Here is a 12,850-nt window from a genome sequence, read left to right as displayed (position 1 = left end):
AAAAGGGTATTGTATAGCGTAACCACACCCGACGAGACCATTATATGCATGTAACATACAATGAGTCAAAGCCTTTAATGTGCGGAAAATAAACTATGTCGGTAGTTCATCCGCTTGGTATTTTAAGGTGTTTTTGAGGCACCTTTGTATGAATCTAACGGTTTTAAATATTTTGTCAAGTCGTTCTCAAGAGCGGCTTGCACCTCTCATTTTTTTATATTCATTTTAATTCACCACTATTTTAAAGGAGCATAAAATGGCAACAGGTTTTCTACACGGTGTTGAAGTCATCGAGGTTGATGACGGCACACGCCCCCTTCGTGCAGTTCAGTCTGGCGTTATCGGAATTATCGGCACAGCACCCGATGCAGATGAACAAGCCTTTCCTCTTAACACACCGGTTTTGGTCGCAGGCTCTCTTTCACAAGCGGCAAAACTGGACAAAACAGGCAAACGACGCGGTACTTTACCCAATGCCCTTGATCTTATTTTCAAGCAAGTGGGAGCCATTGTCGTCGTTATCCGTGTGAAAGAAGGAGACAATGAAGAAGCAACACTCACCAATATTCTAGGTGGTGTGAACGAACATGGCGCCTATGAAGGTGTTCATGCTTTCATTGGAGCACAATCTGTTGTGGGACAAACACCACGTATTCTGATTGCTCCAGGCTTTACCCATCAACGCCCTTCCAGTGTAACCACTGATGGAACGAGTGATAGCGCCAAAACTGAGAGCAGTACAACCTCTAACCCCGTTGCAGCAGAACTGATTGGCATTGCCGAGCGTTTGCGCGCTATTGTGGTGATTGATGCCCCAAACACAACAGATGAAGCAGCCCTTAGCGCAGCAAAGGATTTTGATTCAAAACGCGCCCTTCTCATTGATCCATTTATAAAGGTCAATCGTAATGGAAAAATCTTAGAAGAGCCAGCAAGTGCAGCGGTTGCTGGGGTCATTGCTAAAAATGATTTTGCTAATGGTTTTTGGCATTCCCCTTCCAATAAAGTGATCAATGGGATTGTAGGAACTGCGCGCCCCATTGATTTTTCTATTGGTGATCGTGCAAGCCGCGCTAACCTTCTTAACGAACAAAACATCACCACCATCATCCGTGAAAACGGTTATCGCCTCTGGGGCAATCGCACCCTTTCAAGCGATACAAAATTTGCCTTTTTATCGGTAGTACGCACCGCAGATATGATCAATGATGCCATTTTACGCGGACATCTATGGGCGGTCGACCGCAATATCAAAAAGACCTATCTGAATGATGTGAGTGAAAGCGTCAATGCTTATTTGCGTGATTTAAAAGCACAAGGCGCCATTCTTGGCGGACGCTGTACACCAGATCTAGAGCTTAACACAGCAAGTGCTATTGAAGATGGCAGAGTCTATTTCAATGTGGAATTCACGCCCACAACACCTGCAGAACACATCACCTTCCGTTCACAAATCATCAATGATTACCTAGAGGAGATCTTTTAATGACTATCCCTGTTTTACCAAGAGTTTTGAAATATTTTAACATTTTTGTCGACGGTATTCCCTATCAAGCAAAGTGTGAAAGCGTCACCCTCCCAAACTTGAATTTGGTCGTTGAAAGTTATCGCGGCGGCGGCATGGATAGTGCCATTGAGGTTGATCTTGGTCTTGAAACTCTCTCCCTTACCATGACCATTTCTGATTGTTCTCCAGAATTAATGGCGCTGTTGGGACGCACAGATGTTGACATCTCATTGCGCAGTTCAATGCAAGCCCAAGGCACACCCGCAGAAGGGGTTGTCATTACCATGAGAGGACTTTGCAAAGGCTTTGAAATGGCAGAATGGCAACCGGGAGGCAAAGCAACTTCTACAGCGACATTCACATTGCAATATTTCAAATATGTGCAAAAGGACGTTGAAATTGTTGAGATAGATGTTCCCAACTTAGTTAGAAAATTCAATGGCGTCAATCAACTCGCAGGCCACAGAGAAAACATAGGATTATAAAATGACTATACAACAAAGTGTTACCCATCAATTGCTTATCCCTATTACCTTTGAAGGAAAAGAACACACCGAAATTACTTTACGCCGCCCCAAAACAAAAGATTTGCAAGCTATTGATAAAAAAGAAGGTGTAGAGCAAACAATCGCTATGATTGCACGCCTTTCTGAATGGCCACATGACGCTATCAGTGAACTCGATATCAATGACTTATCGAGTATTGGAGAAATTTTGGAATCTTTTATCAAACGGCGGGAAACCTTGACTGGGAAACCGCCGCTAAACTGATTGCCGATATTGCCATTGTGTTCCATTGGTCTCTTTCAGAGATGATGGAAATGGAACCAAGAGAGTTGCTCTTTTGGCGAAAACAAGCAGCAGAAAGGTATAAGACAAAATGAGTAAAAAAGTTGCCGATGCAAAGGTCAAGTTGTCTCTTGAAGACAAACTCACCGTGCCTTTAAAACGTGTGCAAAAGGAATTCGACAATTTATCAAAAACATTATCCCATAGTTTGCGTATTCCGCGCTTTTCTGCTGCTGTAAAAAACATGACAAAAAGCCTTCACGGCGTTCAAGGGGCTCTTAGTGTAGCTGCAAGTCGTGCTTCGGTCTTTACCGGTGTCTTAGGGCTTGCTGGGGGTGGTCTTGTGGCAAGCTTGACCGCCGTTACCATGAAAACCATGCATATGGGTGATAGTCTCTACCATGCCTCACGCCATTTAGGAATGAGTGTCACAGCCCTTCAGTTATGGGGTGATGCAGCCGATAATTCAGGATATTCTGCTGAACTCTTTCAACAATCCTTGGCAACCTTAAATAGGCGTTCTGCGCAAGCATATGCCGGACAAAAAAGAGGCATGATGGGATTTGAAGCGCTCGGCATTTCTGTCAAAAACGCTTCTGGCAAACTCAAATCAAATTCTCTCTTACTAGAAGAAATTACCGAAAAAATGAGTAAGATGAAAAATCAAGCACAAAGACAGCACATTGCTGCCTTACTGTTTGGTGGAGATGGTAAAGAGATGGCATCCATGCTCTCACAAGGCATGGCGCCCATTAAAGAACTCTTTGCAAAGGCGAGAAAAGGAAAATGGCTCCTTGGTGCCGATGTTGCACGCTATGCAGCAGATTTAAGTGATAAGCTTGGTGCTTTTAAGAAAAAAATAGGCGGTATCGCAAACTTTATTGGCGCACGCTTCATGCCCGTGATCAATGATTTAATTGATGCATTTTCAAAATTGATTGATGAAAACCGTGACCTCATTCAAACAACCGTGGCAAGCTGGGCTAAAACCTTAAAACAAGTCTTGCAAGATTTGCTTAATCCTACCTCTGATTTAAGAAAAGGTATCAGTGATCTCACAGAGAGGATTAAAGGCTGGTTCCAATGGCTAGAGCCCTTAATTGGTGAAATAACCCTTTTTAAAGTGGGTCTTGTCGCCCTTGGTTCCTTTATTTTTGGTCCGCTCATTGCCGCATTAGCAGCCGTAGGAGTAGCGTTTGTTAGCCTTGGCTATGCTATGATGACCACCCCTATCGGTTGGCTCATTGGCGGTATTGCTATCCTCGTTGTACTTTATAAAAGTTGGGATAAACTCAATGGCTGGGTAGCAGCATCTTTAGCCGCAGTTGGAGCCGTTCTTATCGGATCATTCATTGCAGCAATGGTTCCAGCTGCTTCCGCAGTTGCCGGTCTCGCGGTAAGTCTTGTCGCTTCACTTATTCCAGCAATAACTGCTGTTGGTTCCGCTTTTATATCGCTTGGTATTGCCATCATGACAACCCCCATAGGCTGGATAATGGCTGGTATTGCAGCCCTTATTGGAATTGGATATCTGCTCTACAAAAATTGGGATACGGTCATGAATTTCTTACGCAACTTGTGGAATTCTTTTGCCAACTTATGTAGTACTGTTTTTAATAACCTCTTTAGTCTCTTTAAAAAGTTTTCACCCCTCTCTTGGATTGCAAAAAAAATCAATGACCTCATTAAATGGCTGTTTGGGATCGATTTAATGGCCGCAGGAACCAATCTGATTAACGGACTTTGGGAAGGCATCAAAAGCAAATGGAATGCTCTATCCGATTGGTTTAGCAACAATATAGATGGATTAACCAGTTGGATGCCAAACTGGATGAGAGAAAAGCTAGGATTTAAGGCTACAATCGACAAAAATTCAACCCAAACCATTAAAACCCTTAACGATGAAACCAAAGCTCCCGTCAAAAAAATGCTTGATACAGCCATTGTTCCCAATGCTCCATCTGGAAAAGGTAAGAGCAGTTCTAATAAAGGCATAGTCGAAACAGGACAAATGCAGGCGACCAATGTAAAGGTTGAATCTTTCAAAGTTCCAGAGCCCATTACCGTTCATAAGCCGGTAGAAATCGATGCCCGCGTGATGATTTCAAATTTAAATATTTCTGTTCCCAATGGTTTAAAAGACGAAATCCGCGCCGCCGTAAATCAAGCCCTTGAACACTATGCCAAACAACAGCGTTTGGCTATCGCTTCTAGCCTTTCGGATTAATCATCATGATGTTAGCTTTAGGTCGTTTTATCTTTTCCATTGAAACAGCAGCTTATCAAGCCCTCGATATGACCTATAACATTCCATGGGTCGAGCAAGGGCGATTGAGGCGCAAGGCTGCTCTTCAATTACCAGCTGTTGCCAATGCGGAATTTTCCCTAACAGGTGTGGTTTATCCAGACTTTAAAGGCGGTTATAGACAACTGGAATATTTGCGGCAAATGGCACATGAGGGACCTCATATCCTCGTAACAGGACAGGGGAAGATTTTAGGCAAATTTGTCATCCTTTCTGTCAAAGAAAAACAGAGTATTTTTCACAAAAATGGTAACCCAAAAAAACAAGAATTTACCGTCAATTTGAGAGAATATGGTGAAGAACTATGAATGATCTTTACGTGACAAAAGAAGGCGATATGGTTGATGCTATTTGCTGGAGATATTATGCCAAGGGTCAACAAGCTCTTGCTGTTGAACGCGTTTATGCAGCTAATTTTGGTCTTGCAGACTATGGACCACTCTTAAAAGCAGGTATCACAATCCTCTTGCCAGTCCTCCCCTATCCTAAAGCCACACCGGTCATTAGAATTTGGGGGAGTCAATCATGAAACCTTTTTGCACAGTGATGGCAAATGGAGAAGACATTACACGCATACTTATGGACTATGTCTTATCGATTGAAATTACCGATGAAGCAGAAGACAAAAGTGATCGTATTACCATAGAGCTTGATGACCGCGCCCGTGAGTGTGATAACGGCTTTCTTGATATTCCTCTCATCGGAACTATCCTTTCTGTCACCCTTGGCTATGAAGGGGGTAAAAACCGCGATATGGGCGCCTATCTGATTGATGAAATCTCTGTAAGCAGTCCACCACAAACCTTAAATGTTACAGGGCGCGCTGCCTCCATGAACACATCTTATCGAACACCCAAAAGCCAATCCTATCATCAACAAACCCTCGGGGGTATCATTCAAGAGATAGCACAGCGCAATGGCTATATAGCAAAAGTTGACCCTGCTCTTGCCAAAATTGTCGTACGTCACATTGATCAAACCGCAGAAAGCGATATGGCTTTTGCCACACGCCTTGCAGAAGAATATGATGCCGTCGCAAAGCCTGTTGATGGCAAATTGGTGCTTGCCAAACGAGGCGAAGGCAAAGCCATTACCGGTGAAACACTCCCCGTCGTTGTTATTCATGAAAAACAATGTACCTCTTGGGATTTTAAATACAGTGCACGCGATGAAGCAGGTGCCGCCAATGGCTTAGCAACAGATGCAGGAGATGACCAAAAAGCCGCCGCTGATGCACGAGAACCAGAGGAAATTGAAGAAGGCGAAGATGTGATCCATATGGATGAAAGTGATACTCCCAATTTGCCTAAAGAAGAGACAACAGCAGAAACACCCGAAAAACAAGAGCAAGAACAAGAGAAAAAAGGCGGTGTCCTTGCCACCTATCATGATATCCGTACTGGTGAAAAAAAGGAAGTTAAGGTTGGTAAAGAACCTTTCCATGAACTCAAATATACTTACCATAACCAATCAGAAGCTGTTGCGGCCATTGCTACTTATCGCAACAAATCATCGCGTGGGAAATCTTCTTTCTCATGTGATATCGGTGGTGATCCCTTTGTGCAAGCAGAAGCAAAACTTATTCAAGAGCCCCCTTTCCGCCCCTATATTCCAGCAGAATGGCGCATCAAAAGCGTCAAACACAAGCTTGATAAGACGGGGGGCTATACAACAAAAATAGACTGCGAACTTTTTGATAAAGCCCAAGAAGATGCTGCAAAAAACGTAGCCAATACCACACCAGACAAAGATGATACCCTTGATCCAAACGTCCCTCCCAATGCATGTGACGAAGGAGACGGCGTCATCCATATGGATAAAGAAGATATATAGCAGATTATCATGATTTGCTGTAAAACACTGTTGTTTAGGAGTGGAAAGTATTTAATACACTCAACACTGATATCAAATGTGTGGAACGGGTTGTTCAAGAGGTCGTACAGCCAGGCGAAGCCCCATAGTACGCAGCAAAACATTTAAACTACGGAGCTCTGGATTACCTTTTTCTGAAAGTGTACGGTAAAGTTGTGTTGGATTCAGGTTGGCTGCTTTAGCGACAGCTTGAACACCACCATAAGCTTTTGCCATTTGACGCAGTGTTATAAGCAATTCCCCCTGGTCACCATCTGCTAAGATAGCATCAAGGGTAGCTGCTGCCAACTCAGGGTCATCACAGAATATTTCTGCCATCGCATCATCATGGTTACGGTCTTTCATTCTTGCACTCCTTTAATCTTCACGGTTTTGCCAATCACGCCAGCAAGCACATGCGCGAGTGATATCGGTGTCTTGTGTTTTTTTGCTACCACCGCATAATAGCAACAATACGGTCTTGCCAGACTGGGCATAATAAACGCGGTAACCAGGACCAATATTCATACGCAATTCATAGACACCATCACGAAGCGGTTTGAAATCGCCAAAGTTTCCTTGCTCTAAACGATTAAGACGGCGAATAATTGCAGCTTTAGCCTGCACATCACGCAGCTTTCGCAGCCAATCATTTATCAAGTCTTTTCCATCAGAGGTAAGGTAGTGACGTATTTCAAACATAATCTATATTCGTTTATAAACGAACATCTGTCAAGATAGAAAGAAATTTATTTTTAGATTTTCACTCAGCCTCACCTTGTGTGGGGCTTTTTTAATGGAGAACTTTATGCGAAAAATATCACAAGAAGGGCTTGCACTCATAAAACAATGGGAAGGCTTGCGCTTAAACGCTTATAAAGACACCATCGGTGTGTGGACTATTGGTTATGGACATACCAGCGCCGCAGGAAAACCTTTTGTTCACAAGGGCATGACAATTACTGAAAAACAAGCCGAAGAACTTCTTTGTAAAGACTTAAGACAATTTGAAAACACTGTTGCAAAAGCCGTTACAGTCTCTTTAAATTCTTGGCAATTCGCGGCATTGGTTTCCTTTTGCTATAATGTAGGAACAACAGCTTTTTGCAATTCCACCCTGCTAAAAAAGCTCAATCAAGGTGAATATGAAGCAGTCCCGGCCGAATTACAAAAATGGACCAAAGCGGGTGGTAAACGCTTGCAAGGTCTCGTACACCGGCGTGTCGCAGAAGCAGGATTATGGGCGAAAGGCGCTTATGTTTCCTCCAACTATCAAACCGTAGAAACAAAGGATTCAACAGCGCTCTTTAAAGCAGAAGCATTGGCACCAGTCATTGGCTCTTTTTCAGGTCTTGGTGGCTTATTAGCAGGCAATGGTCCAGTGCAATGGGCTCTCGCTACCATCATGGTTCTAGCTGCAGGTGTTGGTCTTTTCTTTGTTGCCAAACGCTTTCAGGAGCACCGACTATGATCTTATGGATGAAAAAAAATCTCGATATTGGCATGGGAACTGGCCACATGCTTTTCAAGCTTTACCGCTCCCAAAAACTCACAGACTATTTCTTTTACGGGGTTGATATTGATCCCCGTATGGTTCAGTTCTGTGTTAAAAAATGTACCGAGTTAAAATACCAGCATGCATTCAACATCATTGAAGCCAGCGTCAGCAATTTACCGTTTCCCGATAACTCCTTTTCAATGATTTATGCCCGTTCCGTAATTCATCACTGGGCTGAACCTAAAAAAGGATTACAGGAGTTGTGCCGTGTTTTAGATCGCGGCGGTCGTATTATCATCCATGAACCCCTAGCTGATGCAGAAGAAACAGCACTGGGTGTTTTTAACCAATCACGTCGTGAATGCGGTGTGGCAGCTATGTCCACAGAAGAAAAATTTACATTAGCCGGTATCACCGATCTTTTATAAGGCTGCGATTTTAGTGAGATGAGCTGGACAGTGAGACGTGGAGAAGGTCTAGCAGCTCTGGGCTGTGAAATTTTCATTAAAAAGGTCTGAGTTATCATGGATTATTTCTGTGCTGAAATGTATGCAAAGATGCAACCACGTATAACGGCAATAACTGGCTGCCATGCACTCGATTACATTGCTTTTCGCGATTCGGTTAGGATAAGTACACGCGTTTATTCGACCACTGGTGATAGTGGTTCTTTGACTCAACTGGATTCTGCGGCTGAACACTTACCGATGCTGCTTGGTGCTACAAGCGGCACCACCGGGGCGATGAAAATGGTCAGCGTTCGTCTAAAATCCAGTAAGGAAGCGGTCAGCTCATCAGAGCGTAATTTAATTTGTAACCTGCGCGCGCGGCAGTTTTTTCCCCAGGGGATGTTGTTGGCAACCTGTTTACGATTAATCTGTTTTCATCTTTACACTACTTGGCGTGTGAAATTTTAAAAAATTGCCGTGCACATGTCGTGCCGGTTGGCGATATTGCCCTGCTGCTGAAGAGTCATTTTGAGTTTCTGGCTGAAATACGGCTCTCGGTACTGTTTGGCGTGCCCAGCGCCATCGTTCAGTTCGTTGAAGCCATGCTCAGCCTTGGGGTTCCACTGGCAATTAAAAAAGTGGTCTTTACCGGTGAATTGATGCTGAGCGTGCATGAAAACTATCTGCGCGAGATGCTGGGCGCCGATCTGCGGATAATTGGTTTATATGGTTTGTCGGAGTGCGGTTTCATTGGTATATCCACCGAAGGGCGGCTTAATCGGCACCTGCTCTTCAGCGATGATTTCTTCTTTGAATATGAAGATAAAAGAGGGCTGCTAGTGACATCGCTGGATCCCGATGCCTCGCGCAAACTTATCAGATATTCCGTGGGCGATATGGGCACATTATCCGTTGAAAATGGTGACCTCTATTTTGAAGGTATTAAACGCAATGCTGTTGATTTTAATTTCATGGGAAATTTGATTAGCCATGAAAAAATATTCAAAATTATTAATCGACGGTTGCCCGATGTGATTGTTCAAATTGTATTGTCTTTATCCGCGGATAGACAAGAGATTATGGATATTAAAATCTGCTGCGAAGTATTTCACAACCTTGATTTGTCCGAACTAACTGAGGAAATCTATCATTTGCCGGATATTTATGAAGCCTATATGAAAAAGCGCGGGCGTATTAATGTCACCGTCGTCGAATATAGCGATTTGCTTTTCTCACCCAGAGGGAAATGCCTGCTAGTTTATGACGCAAGGGAGTCCTGTAATGCAACTTGATAATTTGTGTAATGAAATTTTATCAGGGAATTCGCATACGATAAATGTCAACATTAGGTTTTATAGCGTGTCACCGGAGCAGCAGGAGTAAATCATGTCAGATGATGTTATTGATAATTATGATTTAGATAATAACGCATTGTTTATTCGTGGATGTAATTTGATTGATATTCCGATGAAAACCGTTATTTGCAGAACGCATGGTTTGCACTGACCGGCAACCTTCTTAATGAAGAACAGATGGATCGGCTGATTCAGAATACTAACGCCGAACTGCAAAAGACGAACCCTACAGCCAAACTGCAGGCGATGCATCAACTGATCAATGTATTGCCATCTTTGAGTTTAACGCAGCGATTTATGATGTTATTATCGCAAGTTGAGGTTTCGGCGGCTCAGGGTAAGGTCATGGCTCCCGTAAGCGACGGTGATTGTCTTAAAATTATCTTGCTGATGCCGTGGATTATTACATTGGCGCGCTCTTCCCAACAGTTTTCCGATTTGCCGGAGATCGAAAGTTGCAATACCTTTGAGCGTGCTTTTTGGTTAGCATTAACTAGCAAGGAAGCTTCTTCCGACTGGGATATTGATGTGCTTTGCCGGTGCATGTCTCTACTGCTGGGCCGGTTTGGTATTGTGACACCCACAACCACCACGGTAAGATTTATTGCCAGTACCAAGAGCGACGTCATTTCTGCACTAATCGGTGGGTTTTGTGCCACTGGCCCCGCGTATATGGGAGCCTGCAAATATGCTATCATGCGACTTTCTAGTGTCCTCCATGAGATTGAAGCCGGGAATCTTGAGGCGACGGTAACGCATTATTGCAAAGACAAACCCAGGCCAGGATTTAGTCACCCGATTATGCAACGGGATGTCCGGGTTGATTTCTTTTTTTCACGCTTTCAGGTGCCTATGCGCCCCTTCAGTTCGCTTGCGCGATCTATTTCGGACAATACAGGACTGCAACCCAATGTCGATTTTCTAATTGCAAGCATCATGAGCAAACATCGGGCTTCTCCTGAGCTGGGATTGTTGGCTTTTTTCGTTTGTCGTATGCCGATACTTCTCGCGCACTATCAAGCGCGGTTTAGTGCTCATTCCTTCGGTTTATCATAAAAGGATTTAAGAAAAAAATATAAAAAGGTCCCCCAATTATGGCTATAAAGCATCGCACCGAGCCAAATTTCTTGGGTATATGTCAGAGTATCACCTTAATCACACCGATGCGTGCTTGCGGGCAAATCGATATTTCTCACTGGAATTTAACCCATAACTATTTGAAACAGGGCTTGTTACTCGAAGCCTTGCATCAGTTTTCAGTTCGATTCGCCACCGTGGTGGCTAAAAACTCGGATCTCACTTATCGCTATCTCCCTGTTATGGTTGAACAGTTTTTCTCTACCACCCATTTTGATAGCGATCGGTTATGCGTTGAAGGACATATTGAACGCATTAATGAGGCCTACCGTATTCACTGTAAGGCCAGCCCATACGGCAATGGCAGGGCCGTTATTGCACAGGCAATCATCATGGTCAGTAAGGTCTGCTTCCTTAGCTCGTGTTCTGAGAAAGCCGCTCTTCCATTACTAGGCGATTTATGTAAGATTTCCTCCGTAACCGGAGATTCTTGTACTTTTTCCTTTAATGCGTATCACCCGCTTTTTGAGGAACATTTCCCCTCCCGCCCCGTATGTCCTGGTTCACTATTGATTGAGATGGTTCTGGCTTTGGCCACGCAGGGTAGGGCAAAAAATATCGCATCTGTTGCACTGAAAAAAGTAAAGTTCATTGAAGCAGTTTATCCGGGAGATACCTATCAGTTGACCATTAAACAGGATACAGAGTGTGAACCGGGTGGCGTTTTTTTATTCATACGGAAACTAAAAAACGAATCACTTACGGTAAGTTTTCTATCAAATATAAAAAGGAGGATGCGCCATGTTTAACATAATAATCTCTTTTATTCCGTGGAGTATTTACTCCTGGGTTATCAATGGAAACGTTTTAACTCTGGTCGAACGCTCTCTCATCTTGACTGTGATTTTATTGTTCATTATTGCTGTGAATATTAAAATTATCCGACAGGGAGAACCCGTAATGATTACTAACATTCTGACAGTTATTGTCCTGTTTGTTAATTATTTCGCTGGATGGTCTACACTTTTACTGAACTACCCCACAGTTTTTTGCTATCTGTCACTTGCTCTGGTTTCATTGATTAGCTTGCTGGTAAAGAAACCCTTTACCATTTTTATGTCAGTGCTGGTGTTTCTGAAGAGAAACGCAAACATATCCTATTTTATCTCATCAATAAATATATTACATGGATTTGGGTAATCATCTTTTTTGCCAATGGTCTTCTAGTGGCTTTTTTTACATGCTCCCCCCAGATTTGGTTGGTCACTATGGGTTTAACTTTTGCTGGTATTCTTTTTTCTAAATATCTTCCTAACGTCATGCAATATTTTTATCGCATCAAACCTCATGGAGCATAATATGTCATTGTTTAACATTCTGACTGGAACCCCTTTATGGGCCTGGATTTTGCTTATTTTTCTCATTACGTTGGGAATAAACGCATTGAAAGATAGGGAAATGGGGGTTTACCGCCTTTTTCTATTGCCGTTAGTCTTTCTTTTTTTTGGGCGGAAGCGATGTGATTAACCAGCTGGCGTTCCCACGCTGGGGAGCATTCTCAATGTTGGCGGGGCTGATGATCGGCATTGGCGTTGGCTGGTTGCTCTGGCGTGCCACTCCGCGTTTAAAAATCAAAGAGGGAACGGATTTAATTATTCGGCCCGGTACGCCGTTGACGCTGATATTTATTCTTATCACTTTTGTCATCAAATTCACATTGATTGTTTTTCTCAATGTTAAACCTGATTTGAAACATGCATTTGATTTTAACCTTCTTTTTGGTCTTTTAAATGGGTTCACTGATGGTGTGTTTTGGGGAGGCACATTAAATTTATATAGAGCATTTCGAAAGAATCCAAATTAATCCCTATACCATTAACTGTGGGGGCTTCCTATCAGAACTATCTCTATAGAAGCTTATACCTAACAACAACACTGCATATAAATGCGGCGTTGCCTCATAGTTTCAGATTTTTTATCCCAGCGCGTGAATAGGTGACGGAAGTGATATATCTGACT

The 12,850-nt window shown here is 43.1% G+C and carries 17 protein-coding genes; 15 read left to right on the top strand and 2 right to left on the bottom strand.

Going from position 1 to position 12,850, the window contains the following annotated elements:
• Window positions 1-256: 256 nt before the first annotated feature.
• Genes NNJ73_RS04315 through NNJ73_RS04280 form a run of 8 tightly spaced genes read left to right on the top strand, consistent with a single transcriptional unit; the run spans window position 257 to window position 6,434 of the window.
• Window positions 257-1,486, top strand: coding sequence for a phage tail sheath subtilisin-like domain-containing protein (locus tag NNJ73_RS04315; protein ID WP_254492869.1), 1,230 nt, complete (start codon window positions 257-259; stop codon window positions 1,484-1,486).
• Window positions 1,486-1,992 carry a phage major tail tube protein gene (locus tag NNJ73_RS04310; RefSeq protein ID WP_254492868.1) on the top strand — a complete coding sequence of 169 codons (507 nt, stop codon included), beginning with the start codon at window positions 1,486-1,488 and terminating at the stop codon, window positions 1,990-1,992. Before NNJ73_RS04315 ends, NNJ73_RS04310 begins: the two co-directional genes overlap by 1 nt.
• Before the next feature lies 1 nt (window position 1,993).
• Window positions 1,994-2,278: a phage tail assembly protein gene (locus NNJ73_RS04305; protein WP_254475320.1), complete on the top strand. Its 285-nt coding sequence runs from the start codon at window positions 1,994-1,996 to the stop codon at window positions 2,276-2,278.
• Entirely contained in the window at window positions 2,203-2,391 is a 189-nt protein-coding gene (locus NNJ73_RS10095; protein WP_371923248.1) for a GpE family phage tail protein, read from the top strand. Before NNJ73_RS04305 ends, NNJ73_RS10095 begins: the two co-directional genes overlap by 76 nt.
• Window positions 2,388-4,523: a phage tail protein gene (locus NNJ73_RS04295; RefSeq protein ID WP_254492867.1), complete on the top strand. Its 2,136-nt coding sequence runs from the start codon at window positions 2,388-2,390 to the stop codon at window positions 4,521-4,523. The genes NNJ73_RS10095 and NNJ73_RS04295 overlap by 4 nt, the downstream gene beginning before the upstream one ends.
• A gap of 5 nt (window positions 4,524-4,528) precedes the next feature.
• Window positions 4,529-4,909: a phage tail protein gene (locus NNJ73_RS04290; protein WP_254475324.1), complete on the top strand. Its 381-nt coding sequence runs from the start codon at window positions 4,529-4,531 to the stop codon at window positions 4,907-4,909.
• Window positions 4,906-5,130 carry a tail protein X gene (locus NNJ73_RS04285; protein ID WP_254492866.1) on the top strand — a complete coding sequence of 75 codons (225 nt, stop codon included), beginning with the start codon at window positions 4,906-4,908 and terminating at the stop codon, window positions 5,128-5,130. The genes NNJ73_RS04290 and NNJ73_RS04285 overlap by 4 nt, the downstream gene beginning before the upstream one ends.
• Window positions 5,127-6,434, top strand: coding sequence for a phage late control D family protein (locus NNJ73_RS04280; protein ID WP_254492865.1), 1,308 nt, complete (start codon window positions 5,127-5,129; stop codon window positions 6,432-6,434). The genes NNJ73_RS04285 and NNJ73_RS04280 overlap by 4 nt, the downstream gene beginning before the upstream one ends.
• A gap of 72 nt (window positions 6,435-6,506) precedes the next feature.
• Here the strand turns inward: NNJ73_RS04280 and NNJ73_RS04275 are convergent, their stop codons facing one another.
• Window positions 6,507-6,818: a DNA-binding protein gene (locus NNJ73_RS04275; RefSeq protein WP_254492864.1), complete on the bottom strand. Its 312-nt coding sequence runs from the start codon at window positions 6,816-6,818 to the stop codon at window positions 6,507-6,509.
• A 12-nt stretch (window positions 6,819-6,830) separates the two neighbouring features.
• Window positions 6,831-7,154, bottom strand: a complete 324-nt coding sequence (locus NNJ73_RS04270) for a type II toxin-antitoxin system RelE/ParE family toxin (protein WP_139413580.1) — start codon at window positions 7,152-7,154, stop codon at window positions 6,831-6,833.
• A gap of 106 nt (window positions 7,155-7,260) precedes the next feature.
• Here NNJ73_RS04270 and NNJ73_RS04265 point away from each other — a divergent pair, with 106 nt between their 5' ends.
• From NNJ73_RS04265 to NNJ73_RS04235, 7 genes are all read left to right on the top strand, one after another.
• Window positions 7,261-7,923, top strand: a complete 663-nt coding sequence (locus tag NNJ73_RS04265; protein ID WP_254492863.1) for a lysozyme — start codon at window positions 7,261-7,263, stop codon at window positions 7,921-7,923.
• A complete protein-coding gene (locus tag NNJ73_RS04260) occupies window positions 7,920-8,378 on the top strand; it encodes a class I SAM-dependent methyltransferase (protein ID WP_254492862.1) in 459 nt (152 codons plus the stop codon). The genes NNJ73_RS04265 and NNJ73_RS04260 overlap by 4 nt, the downstream gene beginning before the upstream one ends.
• Before the next feature lie 129 nt (window positions 8,379-8,507).
• Window positions 8,508-8,867 (top strand): hypothetical protein, encoded by a 360-nt coding sequence (locus tag NNJ73_RS04255; RefSeq protein ID WP_254492861.1) that lies wholly within the window; start codon window positions 8,508-8,510, stop codon window positions 8,865-8,867.
• 20 nt (window positions 8,868-8,887) lie between these two features.
• Window positions 8,888-9,691, top strand: a complete 804-nt coding sequence (locus NNJ73_RS04250) for a hypothetical protein (protein WP_254492860.1) — start codon at window positions 8,888-8,890, stop codon at window positions 9,689-9,691.
• Between the two features lie 240 nt (window positions 9,692-9,931).
• The gene (locus NNJ73_RS04245; RefSeq protein WP_254492859.1) at window positions 9,932-10,810 is read left to right on the top strand and encodes a citrate/2-methylcitrate synthase; all 879 of its coding nucleotides are present in this window, start codon (window positions 9,932-9,934) and stop codon (window positions 10,808-10,810) included.
• Between the two features lie 38 nt (window positions 10,811-10,848).
• The gene (locus NNJ73_RS04240) at window positions 10,849-11,640 is read left to right on the top strand and encodes a beta-hydroxyacyl-ACP dehydratase (protein WP_254492858.1); all 792 of its coding nucleotides are present in this window, start codon (window positions 10,849-10,851) and stop codon (window positions 11,638-11,640) included.
• 695 nt (window positions 11,641-12,335) lie between these two features.
• The gene (locus NNJ73_RS04235) at window positions 12,336-12,695 is read left to right on the top strand and encodes a hypothetical protein (protein ID WP_254492857.1); all 360 of its coding nucleotides are present in this window, start codon (window positions 12,336-12,338) and stop codon (window positions 12,693-12,695) included.
• Window positions 12,696-12,850: the final 155 nt, after the last annotated feature.

Source organism: Bartonella sp. B1099 (genome assembly GCF_944801835.1).
Taxonomy (GTDB): domain Bacteria; phylum Pseudomonadota; class Alphaproteobacteria; order Rhizobiales; family Rhizobiaceae; genus Bartonella.
Note: the sequence above shows the minus strand (reverse complement) of the source record. Positions and strands in the feature narration are given on the sequence as shown.